This is a genomic window from Myxococcus sp. AB056, assembly GCF_006547365.1.
Lineage (GTDB): Bacteria > Myxococcota > Myxococcia > Myxococcales > Myxococcaceae > Myxococcus > Myxococcus virescens.
Map to the genome: position 1 here is coordinate 17215 of NZ_VHLB01000029.1, position 23824 is coordinate 41038.

Annotated in this window: 14 protein-coding genes; 1 reads left to right on the plus strand and 13 read right to left on the minus strand. The window is 69.2% G+C overall.

Annotated features, from left to right (window positions below):
- Positions 1–20: 20 nt before the first annotated feature.
- Positions 21–410, plus strand: coding sequence for a hypothetical protein (locus FMP39_RS15110; RefSeq protein ID WP_141590707.1), 390 nt, complete (start codon positions 21–23; stop codon positions 408–410).
- Between the two features lie 21 nt (positions 411–431).
- Here FMP39_RS15110 and ftsZ read toward each other — a convergent pair whose 3' ends face one another.
- The 13 genes from ftsZ to FMP39_RS15175 all read right to left on the minus strand — a co-directional run bounded on the left by ftsZ (position 432) and on the right by FMP39_RS15175 (position 23815).
- Positions 432–1649 (minus strand): cell division protein FtsZ, encoded by a 1218-nt coding sequence (gene ftsZ / locus FMP39_RS15115; RefSeq protein WP_090490184.1) that lies wholly within the window; start codon positions 1647–1649, stop codon positions 432–434.
- A gap of 333 nt (positions 1650–1982) precedes the next feature.
- A complete protein-coding gene (locus FMP39_RS15120) occupies positions 1983–9974 on the minus strand; it encodes an Ig-like domain-containing protein (protein WP_194858410.1) in 7992 nt (2663 codons plus the stop codon).
- 395 nt (positions 9975–10369) lie between these two features.
- A complete protein-coding gene (ftsA, locus tag FMP39_RS15125) occupies positions 10370–11602 on the minus strand; it encodes a cell division protein FtsA (RefSeq protein ID WP_011555553.1) in 1233 nt (410 codons plus the stop codon).
- A gap of 46 nt (positions 11603–11648) precedes the next feature.
- A complete protein-coding gene (locus tag FMP39_RS15130; RefSeq protein WP_186817786.1) occupies positions 11649–12503 on the minus strand; it encodes a cell division protein FtsQ/DivIB in 855 nt (284 codons plus the stop codon).
- Positions 12504–12657: 154 nt separating this feature from the next.
- A complete protein-coding gene (locus FMP39_RS15135) occupies positions 12658–13614 on the minus strand; it encodes a D-alanine--D-alanine ligase (protein WP_141590712.1) in 957 nt (318 codons plus the stop codon).
- A complete protein-coding gene (murB, locus tag FMP39_RS15140) occupies positions 13611–14543 on the minus strand; it encodes a UDP-N-acetylmuramate dehydrogenase (protein ID WP_141590714.1) in 933 nt (310 codons plus the stop codon). Before murB ends, FMP39_RS15135 begins: the two co-directional genes overlap by 4 nt.
- A gap of 4 nt (positions 14544–14547) precedes the next feature.
- A complete protein-coding gene (gene murC, locus FMP39_RS15145; RefSeq protein WP_141590717.1) occupies positions 14548–15966 on the minus strand; it encodes a UDP-N-acetylmuramate--L-alanine ligase in 1419 nt (472 codons plus the stop codon).
- The gene (murG, locus tag FMP39_RS15150; RefSeq protein WP_141590719.1) at positions 15963–17114 is read right to left on the minus strand and encodes an undecaprenyldiphospho-muramoylpentapeptide beta-N-acetylglucosaminyltransferase; all 1152 of its coding nucleotides are present in this window, start codon (positions 17112–17114) and stop codon (positions 15963–15965) included. Before murG ends, murC begins: the two co-directional genes overlap by 4 nt.
- Complete coding sequence (ftsW, locus tag FMP39_RS15155) at positions 17111–18277, minus strand: putative lipid II flippase FtsW (protein WP_141590721.1); 1167 nt, start codon at positions 18275–18277, stop codon at positions 17111–17113. Before ftsW ends, murG begins: the two co-directional genes overlap by 4 nt.
- A gap of 4 nt (positions 18278–18281) precedes the next feature.
- On the minus strand, positions 18282–19649 hold the full coding sequence (murD, locus tag FMP39_RS15160; RefSeq protein ID WP_141590723.1) for a UDP-N-acetylmuramoyl-L-alanine--D-glutamate ligase: 1368 nt from the start codon (positions 19647–19649) through the stop codon (positions 18282–18284).
- A 19-nt stretch (positions 19650–19668) separates the two neighbouring features.
- Positions 19669–20847 carry a phospho-N-acetylmuramoyl-pentapeptide-transferase gene (gene mraY, locus FMP39_RS15165; RefSeq protein WP_141590725.1) on the minus strand — a complete coding sequence of 393 codons (1179 nt, stop codon included), beginning with the start codon at positions 20845–20847 and terminating at the stop codon, positions 19669–19671.
- Positions 20847–22247 carry a UDP-N-acetylmuramoyl-tripeptide--D-alanyl-D-alanine ligase gene (murF, locus tag FMP39_RS15170; RefSeq protein WP_011555562.1) on the minus strand — a complete coding sequence of 467 codons (1401 nt, stop codon included), beginning with the start codon at positions 22245–22247 and terminating at the stop codon, positions 20847–20849. Before murF ends, mraY begins: the two co-directional genes overlap by 1 nt.
- Before the next feature lie 44 nt (positions 22248–22291).
- The gene (locus FMP39_RS15175; RefSeq protein WP_141590727.1) at positions 22292–23815 is read right to left on the minus strand and encodes a UDP-N-acetylmuramoyl-L-alanyl-D-glutamate--2,6-diaminopimelate ligase; all 1524 of its coding nucleotides are present in this window, start codon (positions 23813–23815) and stop codon (positions 22292–22294) included.
- Positions 23816–23824: the final 9 nt, after the last annotated feature.

Genomic DNA, 23824 nt, shown 5'->3' on the forward strand with positions numbered 1-23824 from the left:
CTACGAGGCGGTGTCGTACCTTGCTCCCCGTGACGCCCCCCACCTCCTCAAGCCCTGGCGGCGTGGTCAATCTGCACCACGCGCGGCGCGCCAAGCGCCTGGACCTCTACCGTGGCCGGCACGCGGACCGCGTGCGCTTCGTGCGCACCACGCTCGAGACGTTGACGCAGAGCGGCACCCTCTTCACCGAGGAGGGCACGCGCCGCGGCCTCTCCCTGCTGAAGGCGCTCCAGCTGCTGCAGCGGGCCCACGCGCGCCTGGAGGAAGTGTCCGGCGACGGCGTGCTGCCCGCGGCCCGGCTCCCGGAGCGCGTGGACGCGCTCTATTCGGAAGTCGACGGCCTCTTCGCCCGCGCGGACACCCTTTCCGCACGCGACGAAGCCAGCGTGGCCCAGCTTCCCGCTCGCTGAGCCCCGCGTCTCCCCTGCCCCTTACGGCAGTTCCGTCTGGCCCTGCCGCCGCAGGAAGGTGGGGATGTCGAACTGGTCCTCGTCCAGCGGCAGTGGCGCGTCCTTCACCACCGCGGTGCGGGCGCTCACCGACTTGGCGCTCTCCACCGTCAAGGGCCGCGAGCCGCTGCCCTTCGTGGGCACCAGGCTGGCGACTTCCTCGCGCGCGTTCGCGAGCACGGACGGCGCCGGACGCGACAGCGGCACCTGCACCACCGGCGCCACCGTGCGGACCTTGGGCGCGTCGCGGTGCACGAAGCCCGTGGCGATGATGGTGATCTTCACCTCATCCGAGATGTTCTCGTCGATGAGCGAGCCGAAGATGATTTCCGCCTCGCTGTCGGCGGCGTCGTGCACCAGCGTCAGGGCCTCGTTGACCTCCTGCAGGGTCATGTCGCGGCCACCGGTGATGTTGATGAGCAGGCCCGTGGCGCCGTCGATGGAGACGTCCTCCAGCAGCGGGCTGGCGATGGCCTGCTGCATGGCAATCAGCGCGCGCTTGTCACCGGTCGAGTTGCCCGTGCCCATGAGCGCGATGCCCTTGTCGCTCATGATGGTCTTCACGTCGGCGAAGTCGACGTTGATGTAGCCGTGGTACTGGATGAGGTCGCTGATGCCCTGCACGGCGTTCAGCAGGACCTCGTCCGCGCGCTTGAAGGTCTCCAGCAGCGGCATCGGCTCATTGGAGAGCGACAGTAGGCGCTGGTTCGGAATGGTGATGAGCGTGTCCACCGCGGCCTTGAGCTCCACGATGCCCTGCTCGGCCTGCTTGCGGCGCTTGTTGCCCTCGAAGAGGAAGGGCTTGGTGACGACGCCCACCGTGAGGCAACCCAGGCTCTTGGCGATGTCCGCGATGATGGGCGCGGCGCCCGTGCCGGTGCCGCCGCCCATGCCGGCGGTGACGAACACCATGTCGGCGCCCTCGAGCACCGCGGCAATCTGGTCACGCGACTCCAGGGCTGCCTCGCGGCCCATCTCCGGGTTGGCGCCCGCGCCCAGGCCCTTCGTCAGCGTCTGGCCCAGCTGAAGCCGGGTGGGCGCCTTGCTCGCGGCGAGCGCCTGGACATCGGTGTTGGCGGCGATGAAGTCCACCCGGTCCAGCTTGGACAGGATCATCGTATTGACGGCGTTGCAGCCGGCCCCACCCGCCCCGACGACCCGAATCTTGGCGGCCTGCTTGTTCTGATCGAACTGGTCCATGGTGGTCCTCTCGCCCGGAGTCGCACGATGCAGCGCGCGTGCTCCCAACCCCCACAATCATCAGCAAGTCCCACGCTTTGGCAAGTATTCCGCTACGAGCCTGTAGCGGGATGCTGCGCGTCTGAGTCCTGACGCGCACTTACGCCAACCCATGGACGTGCAGGCGTGCGACGCGGTGGGTGAACTTCGCCCCTTGACTCGCGATACACGGCACTGCTTGGCGGGTGGGGCGCAGCATGCCCCAAAAAACGACGGGTGGCCCCGAAATCTCTTTCGGAGCCACCCTCGCTGAAATCACCCGGTGTGTTTCACCGGGGATTCAGAGCCCGTGGGTCAGTGCGCCTCGCGTTCCACTTCCACCTTCCCCACGCGGAGGATGGTGAACCCCACGCGGCGGTTGTTCTCACGGCCCTTCGCCGTCTTGTTGGTGTCCACCGGCTTCGTCTCGCCGTAGCCCACCGCCTCCATGCGGCCCTCGGCGATGCCCTCCTTCACCAGGAAGGCGCGCACGTTGTTCGCGCGGCGCTGGGACAGGTCCAGGTTCTTCGCGTCGTTGCCCTGGTCGTCCGTGTGGCCCTCGATGCGGACCAGTTCCACCTGCGGGTTGGCGCGCAGCACCGCGGCCACCTGCTTCAGCAGCGGGTGCGAACGGGCCAGGATGACGTCCTTTCCAGTGGCGAAGTAGACCTTCTCCAGGATGACGATGCGCTCGCCATCGACGAGCACCTTCACCTTGCCCTTGTCGGGGCAGCCGTCCTCGTCCTGGAAGCCGTTGATGGTCTCCGGCTCGTTCGGGCACTTGTCCTCGGCGTCGGGGATGCCGTCCCGGTCGTTGTCCGGGTCCGGGCAGCCGTCCTCGTCCTGGAAACCATCCTTGTCCTCGGGAGCATTGGGGCAGCGGTCATCCGGATCCATGATGCCGTCGCCATCCGTGTCCACCGGCGGCGGAGGCGGCGCCACGTCCGGGCAGCCATCCGTGTCCTCGAAGCCGTTGACCGTCTCCGGCTCGTTCGGGCACGTGTCCGCCGTGTCGGGGATGCCGTCCGCGTCGTTGTCCGGGTCCGGGCAGCCGTCCTCGTCCTGGAAGCCGTCCTTGTCCTCGGGCTCCGTCGGGCAGGCGTCGTCGATGTCGAGGATGCCGTCGCCGTCCGTGTCCACGGGCGCGGCCTGCTTCGGCTCGCGGGACGGCTCCGGGCTGTAGCTGAAGCCCGCGAGCAGCCGGAAGCCCGGCGTGCCGTAACCGCGGGTGAGCCCCGGCCCACCGCCCACGTGCGCGGAGAAGCCGCCCAGCGCGCGGTACTTCAGCGCCGCCAACAACTCCAGCGGGCGCTCCTCGGTGTCCTGCTGCTCCAGGTTCACCGCGCCCACCAGCGTGGCCGCGAGCGCCAGCGGCACCTCGCTCACCGTGAAGGGCAGCTCGGCGCCCACGCCGTAGGACACCGCGTTGCCCAGGTTCAGGTTGCGCAGTTGCTGCTTCTCCCGGAAGTCCACGCCCACGTTGGCGGCCACGCGAAACCGCTCGCCGTATTCGGCCACCAGGCGCGGCTGCACGCCCACGCCCGAGCCCCCGAGGAAGTCGGAGCCGCCGCCCGTGGGCAGCACCACCGGCACCGTCAGGGCCAGGCCGAAGGAGCCCTCCTCCAGGAGGCGGGCCTTGGGCACCAGGCGCAGGTCACCGATGCCACCCGAGCCCACGCCCTGGGCGAAGGACGGGTCCACCATGGGCGCCGCCTGCGAACGCTGGAGCGTCACCGGCAGCAGCACGCCGAGCTCGAAGCGGTCGAAGAGGCCCACCGAGCCCATCAGGTCCACCCCCACCTGGCTGCGCACCAGCGCGGTGATGTACCGGCCCGAGCGCGGGTCCATGAAGTTGAGCGGCTTGTCCGCGTAGTTGACGGACACGCCCACGTTCCAACCCAGGTGGGAATGCACCTGGGCGCTCTGGACGCCCAGGATGTCCTTCGAGCTCGGCCCCGGCTTGTACTGCTGCACGTCGATGGACTGGGACGCGGACAGCGTGGGCACCTGCGCCACGGCCGGCCGCGACACCATCAGGACCGCCAGCGCCAGCACGGCGGCGGCCACAGGGGCCCCAGCGGCCCGCCCCGCCGAGCGGCGGAAGCGGCCCAGCAGGGGCAGCCCGAGCAGCAGCAGCGCCAGCGGAGCGAAGGTGCCCGCCCCGCTCGTGCTGCACCCACGGCCGGAGATGACGAAGTCGTCGTTGCCGTCCAGCGCGTTGGTCCCGCCGGTGACTTCCTCGCCGTCGTTCACGCCGCCGCCGTCCGTGTCGGCGTTGTTCGGGTCCGTCTCGCCGTTGTCGAAGGAGCCGTTGCGGTTGGCGTCCTCCGCGCCATCCAGCAAGCCGTCGCCGTCCGTGTCCGGGTTCAGCGGGTTGGTGGGGTTGTTACCACGCGCCTCCACGCCGTCCGTCAGACCGTCAGCGTCCGTGTCCGGGTTGTTCGGGTCCGTCTCCGTGCTGTCGACGCGGCCGTCGTGGTTGGCATCTTCCTCACCGTCCAACAGGCCGTCACCGTCCGTGTCCGGGTTCTTCGGGTCGGTGGTGGTGCTCGGGTCCGCGTCCGGACGGAAGTTGGGCGAGCTGCGGTCCGTGTCCGCCGGAGCGCTCTCCAGCGTCACGCCCATCTCCGTGCCGTCCAGGATGCCGTCGTTGTCGCTGTCCGAGTCCAACGCGTCGATGAGGCCGTCATCATCCGTGTCGGTGATGCCGTCGATGCCGTCCGGCACGCCGTCGTCGTCGCTGTCCGCGTCGTTGGGGTCCAGGCCCTGCGCGATTTCGGTCGCATCATCGATGCCGTCGCCGTCCGAGTCGACGTCGTCCGCGGGGTTGAGCGGATCCGTCTCGCCCGGGTCCACCCGGCCGTTGCGGTTGGCGTCCTCGATGCCGTCACGCACGCTGCCGCCGTCCGTGTCGGGGTTGAGCGGGTCCGTCGTCGTGGTCGGGTCGGAGTCCGCCACGAAGCGCGTCGTGTCCGTGTTGGCGCCCTGGGGCTCGGCGAGGCCCAGCTCCAGACCGTCCGACAGCAGGTCGCCATCGGTATCCCAGTTGTTCGGGTCCGTCTCACCCTCATCGACGATGCCGTTGTGGTTGGCGTCCTCGTTGCCATCCAGGATGCCGTCGTCATCCGAGTCGTCGTCGAGCGGATCCGTCCCCGCGGTATTCACCTCGATGCCGTCCGGCAGTCCGTCACCGTCCGTGTCGGCGTTCTCCGGGTCGGTGCCCAGCACAACCTCCTCGGCGTCCGTCAGGCCGTCGCCATCCGTGTCGACCGCGACCGACCAGTTGTAGGTCGCCGGCGTGCCGTCCACGTTGCCCGCCTCATCCACCGCGCGGACGCTCAGCGTGTGGCTGCCTCCCGCCAGGCCCGTGAAGGTGACCGGGTCCGAGCACGGCACGTACGCCGCGCCGTCCAGGCTGCACTCGTACGTCACCGGGGATTCGTCCGAATCGAAGTCGAACGTCGCGGTGCCAGGCGCTTCCGTCAGCGGCGGGCCGGAGATGATGAGCGTGTCCGGCGCGGAGGTGTCCACCGTCCAGGTGTAGCTGGCCGGCGTCGGGTCCGCGTTGCCATCCTCATCCACCGCGCGCACCGCCAGGGTGTGCTCGCCGTCATCCAAGCCCGTGAAGGTGGCCGGGTCCGTGCACGCCGTGAAGGCCGCGCCGTCCAGGCTGCACTCGTACGTCACCGGGGATTCGTCCGAGTCGAAGTCGAACGTCGCCGAATCACTGTTGGAGAGCGCGGGCGGCGTCGAGGTGAACGTCGTCTCCGGCGGCTCCGCGTCCACGATGAACGTGTGCGTCACCGTCGTGCTGGTATTGCCCGCCTCGTCCTCCGCCGTGACGGACACCGAGTGGGGACCTTCCGACAACGTGTCGCTCACGGGGAGCGACCAGTTGCCAGACGGGTCCGCCACCACCGTGCCCACCATGACGCCATCCACCACCACCGTCACAGTGCTGCCCGCCTCCGTCGTTCCGGAGTACGTCACCACCGGCACATCGAGCACCGCGCCATTCGCGGGCGTGGTGATGACCACCACCGGCGGCGTTGCATCCACCGTCCAGGTGTACTCGGCGGGCGTCGGGTCCACGTTGCCGGCCGCATCCACCGCGCGCACCGCAAGCGTGTGGTCACCGTCCGGCAGCGGGCCGAACTGCGCCTGGGCCGGGCACGCCGTGAAAGGCGCGCCGTTCAGCGAGCACTCGTACGTCACCGGAGACTCGTTCGACGAGAAGACGAAGTCCGCGGTGGCCACGTTCGTCACCACCGCCGGGCCACTGTCGATGGCGGTATCCGGCGCCGTCGTGTCCACCGTGAAGGTGGAGCTCGTCGGAGCGCTGGTGTTGCCCGCATCATCCGTCGCCGTGACGACGACCGTGTACGGACCGTCCGGCAGCGTCACCGGCGGCGTGAAGGTCCAGTTGCCACCGGCATCGACCGGAATGGGGCCGTAGGGCACGCCATCCAGCACCAGCGTCACGGACTCAGCGCCGTCGGCCGTGCCGGTGATGGTCACCACCCCGTCATCCAGCACCGCGCCGTTCGCGGGCGTGGTGATGAGCGGCGCCACCGGCGGCGTCAAATCCACCGTCCAGATGTGCTCGGCGGGCGTCGGGTCCACGTTGCCGGCCGCATCTACCGCGCGCACCAGGAGCGTGTGCTCCCCTTCCGCGAAGCCCTCGTACGTCACCGTCTCCGCGCACGGCACGTAGGCCGCGCCGTCCAGGCTGCACTCGTAGGTGGAACCCGGCTCGGAAGCGGCGAACTCGAACGAGGCCGAATTCGACGAGGTCGGCGTCGCCGGACCGCTCACCACGAGCGTGTCGGGCGCCGTCGTGTCCACCGTCCACGCGTACTGCGCGGGCGTCGGGTCCACGTTGCCCGCCGCGTCCACCGCGCGCACCAGGAGCAGGTGGTCCCCATCCGTCAGCCCCGTGAAGGTCGCGGGGTCGGCGCAAGCCACATAGACGCCCCCATCCAGGCTGCACTCATAGGCCACGCCTCCGCCTTCCGAGCGAAGGTCGAAGGTGGCGGTCACGTCCCGCGTCAGCAGCGTCGGGCCGGAGTCGATGAACGTGTCAGGCGCCGAGAGGTCGACGATGAACGTGCTCGTCACCGGACCCGCGGAGTTGCCCGCCGGGTCGACGCTGGTGATGGACACCGTGTGCGGCCCCTCGTCGAGCGGCTCCGGCACGGTGAAGGTCCAATTGCCGTCCTCATCGACCAGGATGGGGCCGTGCGTGGCGCCGCCCACGTCCAGGTAGATGTTGCTGCCCGGCTCACCCGTTCCCGTCAGCGTCGGCGTCCCGGTGGCGACCTCCTCCTGGTCCGCGGGCGAGTCGATGGTCGGCAGCGTCGGGGGCGTGAGGTCCACCGTCCACGCGTACGTCGCGGGGGTGGGGTCTACGTTGCCAGCCGCATCCCGCGCGCGCACCGCCAGCGTCTGGTCGCCCTCGCTCAGCCCCGGGAACGTCTGCGGGCCCGTGCAGGCCACGAAGGGCGCGCCGTTCAGCGAGCACTCATACGTCACCGGGCTCTCATTGGACGCGAAGTCAAACGTCGCGCTGGTGGCGTTCGTCACCGTCGGCGGCCCACTCACGATGGTGGTGTCCGGCGCGGTGGCATCCACCGTCCACGTCCAGGTGGCGGGCGTCGGGTCCATGTTGCCTGCCGCGTCCACCGCGCGCACCGCCAGGGTGTGCGAACCATCCGCCAGTCCCGGGAACGTCTGCGGGTCCGTGCAGGCCACGAAGGGCGCGCCGTCCAGCGAGCACTCGTACGTCACCGGGTTCTCATCAGAGCTGAAGTCGAACGTGGCACTGGGGGACGTCGTCGTCCCCGAAGGACCGCTGACAATCGTCGTGTCCGGCGCTGTCGTATCCACCGTCCACGCGTACGTCGCGGGCGTCGGGTCCATGTTGCCCGCCGCGTCCACCGCGCGCACTGCCAGCGTCTGGTTGCCCTGGCTCAGTCCCGGGAACGTCTGCGGGTCCGTGCAGGCCGTGAAGGGCGCGCCGTTCAGCGAGCACTCGTACGTCACCGGGCTCTCATTCGAGCTGAAGTCGAACGTCGCGCTGGTGGCATTCGTCACCGTCGGCGGGCCGCTCACGATGGTGGTGTCCGGCGCGGTGGCATCCACCGTCCAGGTCCGGGTGGCGGGCGTCGGGTCCATGTTGCCTGCCGCGTCCACCGCGCGCACCGCCAGGGTGTGCGAACCATCCGCCAGTCCCGGGAACGTCTGCGGGTCCGTGCAGGCCACGAAGGGCGCGCCGTCCAGCGAGCACTCGTACGTCACCGGGTTCTCATCAGAGCTGAAGTCGAACGTGGCACTGGGGGACGTCGTCGTCCCCGAAGGACCGCTGACAATCGTCGTGTCCGGCGCCGTCGTATCCACCGTCCACGCGTACGTCGCGGGTGTCGGGTCCATGTTGCCCGCCGCGTCCACCGCGCGCACCGCCAGCGTCTGGTCGCCCTCACTCAGTCCCGGGAACGTCTGCGGGTCCGAGCAGGCCTCGAACGGGCCGCCGTTCAGCGCGCACTGGTACGTCACTGGGCTCTCGTTGGAGCTGAAGTCGAACGTCGCGCTGGTGGCATTCGTCACCGCCGGCGGCCCACTCACGATGGTGGTATCCGGAGGCGTGGTGTCGGAGACCACGGTGAAGGTATTGGTGTTGCTCAGCACGGACGACACGCCCTGGAGCAGTGCGTAGGCATTCACCGTGTGAGCACCGACGGACACATCCGCGGTCGCCGTGAAGCTGAAGTTCCCCGAGGGGTCCGCCGTCACGCGGGCCACTTCGACGCCATCCACGAAGATGACCACCGTCGAGTTCGCGGGGGCAGTACCGCTGATGACCGGACGAAAGCCCGTGGTGGAGCCGTTGGCAGGCATCACCACCACGGGAGCCGCCACAGTCGCCGGGAAGGCACCCGGCAGGATGGTGACGATACCGGGGTTGCCAGGAGCGGCGCCATACGTGAACCCATCCGGCGCGTTGGCTGTCGGCTGCGTGCCCGCAAATCCGCCCGTGACGACCGGGGTGCACCCGACCGTCGCGCCCTGAATCAGCGCACGACCACCGCCACCGCCGCCGCCTGTTCCATGCTGATCTTCTGTGGTGCTGCCACCATCACCACCACGGGCCGTCACTGCATTAGCCGAGCAAGACAGAGCTCCGGTGACGCGCACATACACGGTACCGCCAGCGCCGGCGCCGCCAGCGGCGTCATTGGCAAGCCCGAGGGCGTTACCACCCGCGAACCCGTCCGCCGACACGCGACCGGCCCCCGAGAGCGAGGCCCCGCGGATGAACACCCAACCGCCACCTGCGCTCCCCCCTCCAGCCGCATCGTTGTTGCCATGGCCCGCGCCGCCACCGCCGCCGAACACCGCATAGGACACCGCATCGAAGGTCAGCGGAGCCCCGCCGAGACCACCCACCTCGCGGGAACGCGGGGGCGCTTCACCCACCCACGTCCGCCCTCCAATGCCGCCCATGCCCACGTTACTGCCACCGCCGCCACCCGAGTTGTGGCAGACGCCGCCGCCACCGGCGTTGGCGGCGTTGCCCCGGCCCGTCGTCAGGCCTGTCGGCCCATCAGGAGGGAGGTCCTCCCCCCCAAAACGACCAGGCACCAGGCCTTCGCCCTTCGACGTCCCGCCCAGCCACAGATTACCCGGCCCCCACGCCTCATCCAGGCCGTCGCAGCCATCTCCCGAACCATTCCAGGCGAACCCTCCACGGAACCCACGGCCATCGGCATGAATGGCCCCCGCATTGCTCACCGCCCCCTGCGCCAGGAAGGCCACCACGCCGCCCCTCGTCCCATCCCAGGGCCGCGCAACGATGCTGCCCGCGGCGGTCACCGTCACGTTGGTGTACTCGGGCACCCGAATCACCTGCGTGCTGGTAGCCGCGAAGGCGCCGGTGAGAGGCTGCATGAAATGGAGCCGCGCGTTTTCAACATCGACGCTGTCAATCCGCGCCAGCTCCCAGCGTCCCACCAAGCCCCCCGTCAGGACGATGGGCGCTTGATTCCCAGATGGGCCATCCTCAAGGCCCGTGGCCTGGAACACCATCACCAGGTCCTCCGCCGTGAAGTCGGCCGTCGTGTCCACCACCACGAAGCTCTGCCCCACGGACACGTCTGCCGTCACGCCCGCGTAGTCGTTGACGGTGGTGCCGGCGACACCGACGGTCAGCGCGCCGTCGCTCCCGTTCCCCAGGCCGAAGGTATCTGCAGCGGCCTTCGCCACAGGACCCAGCAGCGCCGCGCACAGCAGCACCAGGGGTGCGACGGCCAAGCCGAGGCGTCCTCGGGAAACCCGCTCAAGCAGGGGAACGTAAAAGGTCTTTCGAGTCATAAACCTGGGGTCGTTGGGGGGTGTGGGCCCAGCGGCAAATGCCGCACATAGCAATCCGGGAGCCAGCCTCTGTCCAATCTACGACCCTGGAGATTCCGAGGATTTCAGCGCCCGGCTCACGGGGTATCCCGCGCCCCATCCGAACCACGGATCCAGATTCCGGAAACTGGACCGGCTCGGGCACTTCAGAGGGCAACCCACCAGGTCGGCTGACGCGTCAAACCAGGACGCTGACGCGTCAACCGGGACGCAGGGTGTGTGGCCCACGGCCAACAAAAAAGGGCCCCCCTTTCGGAGAGCCCTTTGGCAACGCGGTGGGCGCTCGGCCCGGCGCGTCAGAAGATTTCCTCGAGCCACTCGCGCATGCGGCCCTTCACCTTCTTGTACACGTTCTCCTCGCGGATGCGGAACATGCGCCGGTCCAGGTGGCGGGCGCCGTAGACGACCAGGCCCACGCCGGTGGCGTACATGGGGCTCTTCACCACATCCACCAGACCGCCAATGCCGCGCGGCATGCCGCGGCGGACGGGGAGGCCCAGCACTTCCTCGGCCAGCTCCGGCATGCCGGCCAGCAGCGTGGAGCCACCCGTAATCACCACGCCCGAGGCCAGCAGGTCCTCGTAGCCGCACTTCTGGATTTCACGGTGCACGAGCTGGAAGATCTCCTCCACGCGCGGCTCCAGTATTTCGCAGAGAATCTGCCGCCCGAGCACGCGGGGATGACGGCCCCCGACGCTGGGCACTTCAATGGTGTCGTCCTTGTTGATGAGCGACGACAGCGCGCAGCCGTACTTCTGCTTGATGCGCTCGGCCTCGTGCGCGGGGGTGCGCAGGCCAATGGCGATGTCGCTGGTGAGGTTGTTGCCGCCCAGCGCAATCACCGCCGTGTGGACGATGGAGCCGCCGGAGAAGATGGCGATGTCCGTGGTGCCGCCGCCGATGTCGACAAGGCACACGCCCAGCTCCTTCTCGTCCTCGCCCAGCACCGCCTCCGCGCTGGCCAGCGGCTGAAGGACGATGTCGGAGACATTCAGCCCGGTGCGGTTGGCGCACTTGACGATGTTCTGCGCGCTGGACACCGCGCCGGTGACGATATGGACCTTGGCCTCCAGCCGGACGCCCGCCATGCCCAGGGGCTCCTTGATGCCGCCCTGGTCGTCGATGATGAACTCCTGCGGGAGGACATGGATGACCTCCCGGTCCAGCGGAATCGCCACGGCCTTGGCCGCATCAATGACCCGGGCGATGTCCGCCTCGCGGACCTCCTTGTCCTTGACGGCGACGATGCCCTGGGAATTGAAGCCCTTGATGTGGCCTCCGGCGATGCCCGTGTAGACGTGGGAAATCTCCGCCCCCGCCATGAGTTCCGCTTCTTCCACCGCGCGGCGGATGGAAGAGACGGTCGCCTCAATGTTCACCACCACGCCCTTGCGCAGACCCTTCGACGGATGCGTCCCGATACCGATGATGTCGATGCCGCTGTCGGTCAGCTCTCCGACGATGGCGCAGATCTTCGTCGTGCCGATGTCGAGGCCGACGATGATCTCCCCCGACTTCTGCTTCGCCATGACAACCCTCCCAGGCCCCCCACTCTCGTGAAAGGGGCGCGTCCTCTTACCGCATCGAAGCCCCGCTCCTCTCGGACGCGGGGCTCGAAATCTTCACCGCCACCCAGCCGGGCCGGGCACGGTTATCCAGGTGAATGATCTCCGCTGCAAGCCCCCTCGCACCCAGTTCGCGCCGGACACGGGCAAGACGCTGCAGCTTGACCTCTGAATCTCCTTCACCCAGGCGCACTTCCTGCCCGGACGCCGTCACCAGCGCCAGGCTCTGCGCCTCCAGGCGGACCTCCGACAACTGTTCGGCCTTCTCGGGTGACAGCCGCGCGTACGCGCTGGCCACCGTCAGCGCCGAACGGAGGCGCTCCCGCGCCGCCGCCGGGTCCGCCACATAACCTTCCCGGTCCAGGCCCGTCACCAGGGGCAGGTCCAGTCCGTCCCCGGGCGTCACCCGCTTGAAGGGCTCGCCCTCCTCATCCAGGACGTACAGCTCCCCCAGCACCGCCATCGCCACCGGCACGTGCTCCGTCACCTCCACCGACACGCGGTTGGGGAAGCGACGCGTCACCTCCACCGTGCGCAGCCAGGGGTGCTGGTGCATGGCGCGCTCCAGCGCGTCTACGTCCAGCGTCCACAGGTTCTGCCCCTTCGTCAGCGCCGCCAGCCGCAGCAGCTCCACCCGGGAGGCGCGCTGGAGGCCGGAGAAGGACACCGCCTCCAGTTCGAAGCGCGGCGACGTCAGCGCCCACTCCCGCAGCGCCACCCCACCCCACACCAGCAGCCCGGTGCCCAGGGTCAGCCCCAGCACCTTGAGCACGCCCGGCCCGTGCGAGCGCACCGCGCCCCGGACCGCCTCTTTCTGCTGGGCGGCGTCCTGACGGCGGCGGTTCTTGGATTTACCGAAGGCCATGGGGAGAAAAGGGTTGACGCATGCTGTGCCCGGTTCGGGAGCCACGCCAGTTTTTGGCTACAGGCACGTCGCTGTAGCGCAAGCCGCCACACAGGGGCTTCGGAAATTTTCGAAGGAGACCGACGCCAAGTTGCGCCGGCCCCATACCAGACGCTCAGGCCTTGAGACACGCGCCCAGCAGCAGGCGCTCACACAGGGCGGGAAAGTCGATACCGCGCCCCGCGGCAATCTTGGGCAAGAGGCTCGAGGCCGTCATGCCCGGCAGCGTGTTGGTTTCCAGCAGGAACACATCGCCTCCGTCGGTGACGATGACGTCCGACCGCGAGCCCCCGCTACACCCCAGGGCCTGGTGCGCGGCCAGGCACACCTCGTTCACCCGCGCATACTGATCCGGAGGCAGGGGCGCGGGGAAGAGGTACTGCGTGCCGGTCCCCGCCTTGTACTTCGCGTCATAGTCGTAGAACTCGCGCGCGGCGCGGACCTCGATGACGCCCAGGGCCTCATCGTCCAGCACGCCACCCTGCACTTCGCGTCCCTTGACGAACTGCTCCACCAGCAGGGTGCCCGCGTACTTCGCCGCGTCCGTCACGGCGGCATCGTAGGCGTCCCGCGTCTTGCAGATGTGCACGCCCACGCTGCTGCCTTCGCGGCTGGGCTTCACCACCACTGGAAACGGGAAGGGCAGGCTGTCCGCCGCCGCCAGCGCCGACGCGGCGTCCCGGAAGGAACGGTACGCGGGCGTGGGGATGCCGTGGGCCACGTAGACCTGCTTGGCGTACACCTTGTCCATGCCCAGCGCGGAGGCCAGCACGCCGCTGCCGGTATAAGGAATGAAGAGCGACTCCAGCAGTCCCTGGAGACAGCCGTCCTCGCCATAACGCCCGTGGACGGCCAGCCACGCCACGTCCACCTTCTCCGCCGCCAGACGCGCGGGCAAATCCCGGCCCACGTCAATCTCCACCACGTCGTAGCCCAGCCCGCGCAGCGCCCCGGAGACGGCCTCACCGGTGCGCAGGGACACGTCGCGCTCCGCGGACATTCCGCCCAACAGCACACCGACACGCTTCTGCTTGAGCTCGTCCTTCGTGAAGGCACCGCGGTTCGGAGTCACAGGAAGTCTCCCAGGCGCTTGACTTCGGGTTTCATGTCAACGCCGGACTGCTCGAGCACCCGCTGCCGCATGAGGGTGACGAGTCCCAGCACGTCGCGGGCGGAGGCACCGCCCAGGTTCACAATCCAGTTGGCGTGCAGGGTGGACACCTGCGCGCGCCCCAGCGAGTACCCTTTCAGGCCCGCCAGTTCAATGAGCCGTCCGGCATGGTCGCCCGGCGGGTTGGTGAAGACGCTGCCGAAGTTGGGCTGACTGAGCGGCTGTGTCCGTTTCCGGTAACCCAGGTCCGCGTCCATGACGGCCTTGGAGGCCACCACGTCCCCCTTGCGCAGCGCGAAACGCACCCGGGTGACGACGCCGCCCGGCGGCAATTCGGAGTGACGGTAGGAATACGGCACCTGCGCCTTCGTCAGCCACCCCACCCCGTCCGCCGTGGCCACTTCCACCGCCTCGATGACGCGGAAGGCCTCGCCGTTCTTGGTGCCGGCGTTCATCGACACCGCGCCGCCCAGCGTGCCGGGGATGCCGGCCAGGAACTCCGCGCCTACCAACGCGTGGGCCCGCATGACGTTGATGAGGCGGACGATGGCCGCCCCCGCGCCCAGGGTGAGCCGCCCTTCCTCGGGGCCCACGTCGGCCACCTCCGGAAAGAGGTCTCCTGGCAGCTTCAGCGTCAGGCCGGGCACCCCGCCGTCCCCCACCAGCGTGTTGGCGCCGCCGCCCAGAATCGAAACGGGGACACCCTCTTCGCGCGCCAGCTTCAGCAGCGCCACCAGGGCCTCTGGCGAGCGCGGGCGCACCAGGGCTTCCGCGGCGCCGCCGGCCCGGACGCTGGTGAGAGGCGCCAGCGGTTCGCCCGCCTTCACCTCGCAGCCGCCCAGCGACTCCACGCGCGCCGCCAGCGCCGTCTTCACGCCCGCTTCCACCATGGCGCTAGTCCTTCGACAGGGGGGTGGTACGCAGCAGCTCGAGCAACTCCGGCCCCACGTGGGTGATGTCACCCGCGCCCAGCGTCAGCACCAGGTCCCCCTCGCGCAGACGCGGCAGCAGCGCCGCCGGCAGGTCGGTGCGCTTCTCCACGAACGTGACGTCGCGGTGGCCGTGGGCGCGGACGGCGTCCGCCAGCGCGTCGCCCGTGGCGCCATGGATGCGCTCCTCGCCCGCCGCGTAGACGCTGGTGACGAAGAGCACGTCCGAATCATTGAAGGAGGTGGTGAACTCCTTCATCAGGTCATGCGTGCGCGTGTAGCGGTGCGGCTGGAAGGCCACCACCACCCGGCGTCCGAAGGCCCGCCGCGCGCCGGCCAGCGTGGCCAGCACTTCCGTGGGGTGGTGCCCGTAGTCGTCCACCACGGTGATGCCCTGGGCTTCGCCGCGCACGGTGAAGCGCCGCTGCACGCCGCCGAACTCGGCCAGCGACTCGCGGACCGTCTCCAGCGGGATGTCCATCTCCTCCGCCACGGCGATGACGGCCAGCGCGTTGAAGGCGTTGTGCGCGCCCACCATCCGCACGCGGAACTCGCCCAGCGACTCCTCCCGGCGGTAGGCGTGGAAGCGCGTGGTGAAGCCGTCCAGTTGGATGTTCTCCAGCCGGTAGTCCGCCATGTGCGAGCTGCCGTAGGTGACGAAGCGCTTCTCGATGCGCGGCAGCAGCGCCTGGACGTTGGGATTGTCCAGGCACAGCACGTTGAGGCCGTAGAACGGCACCCGGTTGCAGAACTCCACGAAGGCGGACTGGAGCGTGTCCAGGTCGCCGTAGTGGTCCATGTGCTCCGGGTCGATGTTGGTGACGATGGCAATGGACGGATGCAGGTGGAGGAAGCTGCCGTCGCTCTCGTCGGCCTCCACCACCATCAGCTCGCTCTTGCCCAGCTTGGCGTTGGAGTCGAGCACGTTCACCTTGCCGCCCACCACCGCCGTCGGGTCCAGCCCCGCCGCGCTCAGCACGGTGGCCACCATGGACGTCGTCGTCGTCTTCCCGTGGCTGCCGGCCACGGCGACCGCGTACTTCAGGCGCATCAACTCCGCGAGCATCTCCGCGCGGGGGATGACGGGAATCTTCCGCTGCCGGGCGGCGACCACCTCCGGGTTGTCCTTGCGCACCGCGGAGGAAATCACCACCACGTCCGCCTGAATCAGGTTCTGCGCGCGGTGGCCTTCGAAGAAGGTCGCGCCCATGCGCACCAGACGCCGGGTGATGTCGCTCTCGCGCAAGTCGGAGCCGGACACCCGGTAGCCCAGGTTCAGCAGCACCTCGGCGATGCCGCTCATGCCGATACCACCGAGCCCCACGAAGTGGACCTGCGCCGCATGGCGCGTCTTGAAGAGGCTGGGGGGCTTGTTACGTGTCACGAATGGCTCCTGGGGGCCTTCTTCTCGGCTTCGATGGGAGTGCGCTCGCGGCCGTTGGGGCCCCACGTCTGGACCATCAGGTCCACGCACACGTCCGCCAGTTCCTTGGCGGCCTCGGGACGGCCCAACAGGCCCGCCTTCTTCTCCATGCTCTTGAGGCGCTCGGGGTGGCTCTTCAGCTCGCGAATCGTCTGCGCCAGCTTTTCCCCGGTGAGCTCCGACTCACGGAACATCAGCGCCGCGCCAGCATCCACCAACGCCCGCGCGTTGACGGCCTGGTGGTCGTCCGTGGCGTGGGGGAAGGGAATCAGGATGCTGGCCTTCTTACAGACGGTCAGCTCCGCGAGGGTCGTCGCGCCGGCGCGACAGACGACCAAGTCCGCGCGGGCATAGGCGCTGGACATGTCGTCGATGAACTCCACCACCTCCGCCTGGAAGCCCTTGTCCGCGTAGCCCTTGCGCACCGACTCCAGGTCGTTCTTCCCCGTCTGGTGGACGAAGTGCAGGCTGTCCTTCAGGTCGCCCAGCGAGTCCAGCGCTTCCGTCATCCGCTGGTTGATGCCCCGCGCGCCCAGGCTGCCGCCGAAGACGAGCACGGAGAAGCGCTCGTGCGCGACGTGGCTGCGCAGGTAGTTGTCCATCAGCTTGCGGCGGATGGGGTTGCCGATGAGCTGGACCTTCTTCTCCGGGAAGAAGGCGCGCGCCTCCTCGAAGGCGATGAACACCACGCGCACGATGCGGCCCAGCACCTTGTTGGTGAAGCCGGGCAGCGCGTTCTGCTCCTGGATGGCGGTGGGGATGCCCATCAGCCACGCGGCCAGCACCACCGGCCCGCTGGCGTAGCCACCCACGCCCACCACCACGTCCGGCTTCTGCCGGGCGAGGATGCGAAAGGACTCGATGAAGGCCAGCGGCAGGGCGAAGAGCGCCTTGAGCAGGGACACGAAACCCTTGCCCTTGAGGCCCTGCACCTTCACCAGCTCCAGCGGATAACCTTCCTTCGGCACCACGCGCGACTCGATGCCGCGCTCGGTGCCCACGAAGACGACCTCGTTGCGGTGATGCCGTGTCACCACCTCTTCCGCCAGGGCGATGCCCGGAAAGAGATGTCCGCCCGTGCCCCCACCCGCGATGAGCACCTTCATCATGCCGCCACCTCCCGCATGTCGGTTCCCACCCGGCTGGGCCTCGCGACCCCCTGGGTGTTCGCGCTCAACGACAACAGCACTCCAGCCGCGCCCATCAACACCACCAGCGACGAACCTCCGTACGACACGAAGGGCAGCGTCAGCCCCTTCGTCGGCAGCAACCCCATGGCCACGCACATGTTGACCGCGGCCTGGAACGCGATGATGGAGCTGATGCCCAGCCCCAGGTACGTTCCGAACGTCTCCCCTGCCGCCAGGCTGGCCCGGACGCCGCGCCACAGCACGACGCCGTACAGCACCACCAGCAGGCCCACGCCAATGAGGCCCGTCTCCTCGGCGATGATGGAGAAGATGAAGTCAGTGTGGGCTTCCGGCAGGAAGAAGAGCTTCTGCCGCCCGTCCCCCAGGCCCAGGCCGACCACGCCGCCCGAACCGATGGACATCAGCGACTCGGCCACCTGGTAGCCCACGTCATGCCGGTGCGCCCAGGGGTCCATGAAGGCCAGGATGCGCTTCATGCGGTACGGACTGGAGGCAATGGCCACGTAGGCCAGGGGCAACGCCAGCAGCACCATGCCGACCAGGTAGCTCAGCTTCGCGCCGGCCGCGAACAGCAGCACGAAGAGCATGAACACCAGCAGCACGCTGCTGCCGAAGTCGGGCTGCATCATACAAAGCAACACCAGGATGCCGCACAGCGCGAGGTGCGGAACGAAGCCTACGGAGAACTTCGCCACCTTCTCCCGCTTCTTCGCCAGCGAGTAGGACAGGTAGACGACCCAGGCGAACTTCGCCACCTCCGCCGGCTGCAGGCCAAAGCCCGGCAGGCGAATCCACCGCCGCGCGCCACCCGCCGTGCTGCCGATGCCGGGGATGTTCACCAGCACCAACAGGACGATGGCCGCCAGCAGCAGCGGATAGGCCCAGCGCGCCAGCCGGCGCCAGCCGATCTTCATGGCCACGGCCATGGCGACCAGCCCCAGGCCCGCGGCGACGAGCTGACGCTTGAGGAAGTAGAGGCTGTCGCCCAGCTTGTCCTGCGCGAGCACCGCGCTGGCCGAGTACACCATCACCAGCCCGAAGCTCACGAGCCCGAGCACCGCGCAAAGCAGCACCGGGTCGAAGCGCACGAGGGCGGAGGACGGAGGAGAAGGGTTCTTCATGCCGTCACAGCGCCTCCACCAGGCGCTTGAACGAATCGCCCCGGTCCTCGAAGTTCTTGAACTGATCGAAGGACGCGCACGCGGGCGACAGCAGCACCTTGTCACCCCGCTCCGCCAACTCCCGCGCCCGCGCCACCGCATGGGCCAGGGTGCCGCACGCGTGGACCTCCGCCGCGCCGGCATAGGCCCGGGCCAGCGTGTCCGCGTCGTCGCCGATGGTGAGCACGCCCTTCACCTTGCCCTGCCCCGCCTCCACCATGGGCGCGTAGGACGCGCCCTTGCCCTTGCCGCCGGCAATCAGCCACACGCCGCTGGAAAACGCGCGCAGCGCCACCAGCACCGAATCCACGTTGGTGGCCTTCGAGTCATTCACCCACTCGACGCCATCCAGCACGCGCACGCTCTCCAGCCGGTGCGGCAGGCCCGGGTAGCCGTCCAGCCCCGCCTGCACCTCGCCGGAAGTGACGCCGCCCAGGCGCGCCAGCAGCGCCGCCGCCATCGCGTTCTGCGCGTTGTGGGCGCCGCGCAGCGCGCGGTTCGTCAACGTGTAGTGCTCGCCCAGGAAGGCCAGCCGGAAGCCGCCCGGCTCCGCCACCGCCAGGCCCGCCAGCGCCGGGGCGTCCGCCACCGGCTTGCCCGTGAGGCTGAAGCCGTAGACCGGCGCCTTCGCGGCGCGCGCCAGGCCCAGCACGTCCGCGTCGTCCGCGTTGACCACCGCGAAGTCGCCGGCCTGCTGCTGCTGGAAGATGCGCGCCTTCGCCTCGCCGTACGCCGCGTGGCTGGGATAGCGGTCGATGTGGTCCGGCGTCAGGTTGAGGATGGCCGCGCCCCGGGGGCGCAGCGTGCGGATGCCCTCCAACTGGTAGCTGGACAGCTCCACCACCAGCGCGTCCCAGTCGTCCGGGGACATGGCCGCCTCGCTGAAGGGCCGGCCCAGGTTTCCACCCACGAAGGTGCGCTTGCCGCCGCTGGCGAAGAGCGTTCCGGTGAGCGCCGTGGTGGTGCTCTTGCCGTTGGTGCCGGTGATGCCGAACAGCGGCACGCCGGACAGCAGGCGGCCCGCCAGCTCGACCTCGCCCCACACGGCCACGCCCGCCGCGCGCGCGGCCTGGATTTCCGGCAGCGCCAGCGGCACGCCCGGGCTCACCACCACCAGGTCCTGCGACGCGAGCAGCCCCGGCGGCGTGGGCCCGGACACCAGCGTGGCGCCCAGCGCCTTCACCTCGTGGGCCACCGCGCCCAGCGCGTCCTCGCCACGTGCGTCCAGCGCCGTGACGTCCGCGCCCTGCTGACGCAGCAGGCGCAGCGCAGCCACGCCGCTCTTCGCGAGCCCGAACACCAGCACCTTCTGACCGGACAGCGCCAACGTCATGGCCGTGCCACCTCCGGCTTCAGCGGAGCTTCAGGGACAGGAGCGCCACGCCACCACAGAGGATGGAGACGATCCAGAAACGGACGATGATCTTCGGCTCGGCCATCCCTTTGAGCTCGAAGTGATGGTGCACCGGCGCCATCTTGAAGACGCGCTTGCCCGTCATCTTGAAGGACGTGACCTGAATCATCACGCTCAGGATTTCGGCGAAAAAGATGCCGTGGATGATGGCGGACACCACCTCGTTCTTGGACAGCATCGCCAGCCCGCCCAGCGCGCCGCCCAGGGCCAGCGAGCCGATGTCGCCCATGAAGACGGAGGCCGGGTAGGTGTTGAACCACAGGAACGAGATGCCCGCGCCGACGATGGCCGCGCAGAACACCGCCAGCTCCGCGCCGCCCGGCACCTGGAGGACGCCCAGGTACTGGTACAGCGGCGTGGCCACCAGCTTCGACACGCCGCCCACCACCTCCGAGTCCGCGATGCTCAGCGTGGTGCCCGCCACGTAGCAGAGCACCGCGAAGGTGATGGCGGACACGATGGTGGGAACGATGGCCAGACCGTCCAGGCCGTCCGTGAGGTTCACCGCGTTGGACGTGCCCACGACGACAATCCACGCGAAGAAGACGTAGAACCAGCCCAGGTCCGGGTTGAACCAGCGCGTGGGGATGAAGGGCAGCGTCAGCTTGGTGTTGATGAGCAGCGTGGGGCCGAAGGAACCGTCCGGCAGCGTCCACGTCGTCAGCAAGCCGAACACGGCGACGAGGAAGAAGAAGGTCTGCAGCGCCATCTTCTTGCGCCCGGCCAGGCCCTTGGAGTTGCGCTTGGACAGCTTGAGCCAGTCATCCAGGAAGCCGATGAAGCCGTAGCCCAGCGTCAGCAGCAGCATCACCCAGACGGCGCGGCTCTTCAGGTCCGCGAACAGCAGCGTGCCCGCCGCGATGCACAGCAGGATGAGCGCGCCGCCCATGGTGGGCGTGCCCTTCTTCTTCTGGTGCGAGTCCGGCGTGTCCTCGCGCACGTTGCTCTGCCCGTGCTGCTTCAGCCGCAGCCGGGCGATGAGCTTGGGCCCGATGAGCATGCCCAGGAGGAGCGCGAAGACGCCCGCGGCGATGATGCGGAAGGTGGGGTAGCGCAGGAAGTTGAGTACGCGCCCCGCCTCGGAGTTCTGGATGACCTCGTAGAGGAGGTACAGCACTAGTGGTTTCCTCCGGGGGCGGCCGTGCCCGTCAGGGCGGCCACCACCCGTTCCAGCCGCATGCCGCGGCTGCCCTTCACCAGCACCACGTCACCTTCGCGAAGCCGCGGCGCCAACCACGCCATCAGCGGCTCCACGTCGGTGAAGTGGGCGGCGGATTCACCCATGGAAGCGGCCTCCCACCCCTTCAAGGAGCGGGGACCGAAAAATGCCGCCAGCGCCGCGTGCGAGGGAATCTGGCCGCCCAGGCGCGCGTGCTCCTCGAGCTCGCCCGGCCCCAGCTCCAGCATGTCCCCCAGCACCACCACGGCCCGGCCACTCGCGGGCACCAGCGTGCCCAGCGTCTCCAGCGCGGCGTCCATGGAGGCCGGGTTGGCGTTGTAGCAGTCGTCGATGACCGTCACGCCGTGCTGCCCGTCCACCACGTTGAGGCGCCGCGAGTACGGCCGCGCCGACTCCAGGCCGCGCACGCACTCCTCCGGCGTGTAGCCCAGCGCCAGCGCCACCGCGAAGGCCGCCGTCGCGTTCTGCGCGTTGTGTGGCCCCACGAAGTGCAGCCGCACCGGCCACTCGCGGCCCAGGTGCCGCACCGTGGCCACCATGCCCTCGCGGCCCAGCGTCTTCACGTCCGCCAGCCGCACGTCCGCGTGCTCCGCCCGGCCGAACGTCAGCCGCTGCGCTCCGCTGCGCTCCGCCTGCGCGGGGATGAGCGCGTCGTCCACGTTCACCACGATGGTGGTGCCGTGGCCCATCTCCTGGAACAGCTCGCCCTCCGCCGCCGCCACGCCCTCGATGCTGCCCAGCCCTTCCAGGTGCTCGGGCTGGACCACCGTGATGACGCCCGCGTCCGGCTGGACGACGCGCGCCAGCCGCTCGATTTCCCCCGGCTGGTTCATCCCCACTTCGATGACCGCCGCGACGTGGCGCGGCTCCAGCCGGAAGAGCGTCAGCGGGACGCCAATCTCGTTGTTGAGGTTGCCCTCGGTCTTCAGCGCCGGCCCGCGCGTGGCCAGGATGGCGCCCACCATCTCCTTGGTGGTCGTCTTCCCGTTGGAGCCACCCACCGCGCACACCGGAATCCGGAAGCGCTGACGGTGGTGCCGTCCCAGCGCGCCCAGGGCCCGCAGGGTGTCATCCACTTCATAGAGCGTCAGCCCGTCGGGCAGCGCGGGCAACGGGCGCCCGCGTGCCACCACCGCGCCAGCCGCCCCGCCCTTCGCCGCGGCGTCCACGAAAGCGTGGGCGTCGAAGCGCTCACCCACCAGGGCCACGAAGAGGCACCCGGGGGTGAGTGCCCGCGTGTCGGTACAGACGGTAGCGTAGGCGGCCGGGGCCGGGCCGCCACGCCGGGTCGCCCCGGTCGCCTGCACCACCTCTTCGTCGCTGAAGGAAGCTGCCATGGTGTGAGAGATGGGCGGGTCGACGGGGCTTGGGAGGCTCGGGCTCAGCCAGCGATGCGGTTGGCCAGCGCCTTCGCGGCCACCTGCCGGTCGTCGAACACGAGCTTCTCCTCGCCGACCTGCTGGTACGTCTCGTGGCCCTTGCCCGCGATGAGGACGACGTCGTCCGCGGACGCCAGGCTGATGGCCTGCTCGATGGCCGCGCGGCGGTCCGCGTCGACCAGGTAGCCCTTCTCACCGCTCTTCGCCTTGCCGGCGGAGATGCGGCGCAGGCCGCTCTTCTCGATGCCCGCGGTCACCTGGGAGATGATCTCCTCCGGGTCCTCGGTGCGGGGGTTGTCGCTGGTGATGACGGCCAGGTCGGCGCCCTCACCCGCCACCGCGCCCATCAGCGGACGCTTGCCCTTGTCGCGGTCCCCGCCGCAGCCGAACACCGCGATGACGCGGCCCTTGGCCAGCGAGCGCGCCGCCTCGATGGAGCGCTTGAGCGCGTCATCCGTGTGCGCGTAGTCCACCAGCACTGCGGGGGCGCCAGACGGACCGTAGTTCTCCACGCGCTCCATGCGGCCGGCCACCGGCATCATCCGCTCGATGCCTTCCTGCACGTCGCGCCGCGCGAAGCCCGCGCCCAGGCCAATACCCACCGCCAGGAGGATGTTCTCCAGGTTGTGGGGCCCCAGGAGCTTGCTCTTGAGCGGGATGTCACCGGCGGGCGTCTTCAGCACGCCCTTGATGCCCTGGAGCGAGAAGCTCACGTCGGCCGCGGAAATCTCCCCGGAGCCCTGACGGCTGAACTTCCACGCCATGCGCTTCTGGCCGCGCTGCTCGTTGTAGATGCGGCTGGCGTAGGTGTCGTCGCCGTTCACCACCGCCACGCCCGTGGCGGACAGGTTCTCCGCGAAGAGCTTCCGCTTGGACTGGAAGTAGTCCTCCATGTCCTTGTGGTAGTCGAGGTGGTCGCGGCTCAGGTTGGAGAAGCCCGCGGCCTTGAAGGTCAGCCCGTGCACGCGATCCTGCGCGAGCGCATGGCTGGACACCTCCATGATGACCGTCTCCACGCCCGCCTCCACCATCTCCCGGAGGATGCGGTGCAGCTCCAGCGGATCCGGCGTGGTGTTGGCGCACTCCACCGTGCGGCCAGCGAACTTGTAGCCCAGCGTCCCGATGACACCGGTGGACGCGTACGCCGCGGTGCTCATGGCCTCCAGCAGGTAGCTGGTGGTCGTCTTCCCGTTCGTACCGGTGATGCCCAGCAACGTCAGCTGGTCCGCCGGGCGGCCGTAGAAGTTGGCCGCGATGAGCGCCAGCGCCTTTCGAGCGCTGCTCACCTTGAAGAAGGGCACCTGAGAGGACGGCACCGGCTTCTCCGACACCACCGCCACGGCGCCACGGGACACGGCCTCACCGATGAACTGGGCCCCATCCTCCTTTGTGCCAGGAATGGCGACGAACAGGTCTCCCGGCTTCACGCGCCGCGAGTCCTGCGTCACACCGGTGACGTCAACCGCGGAACGGCCGCCCGAGGTCTGCTCGGCACCACATCCTGCGAGGACATCCGTCAGCTTCATCTCTTCCCC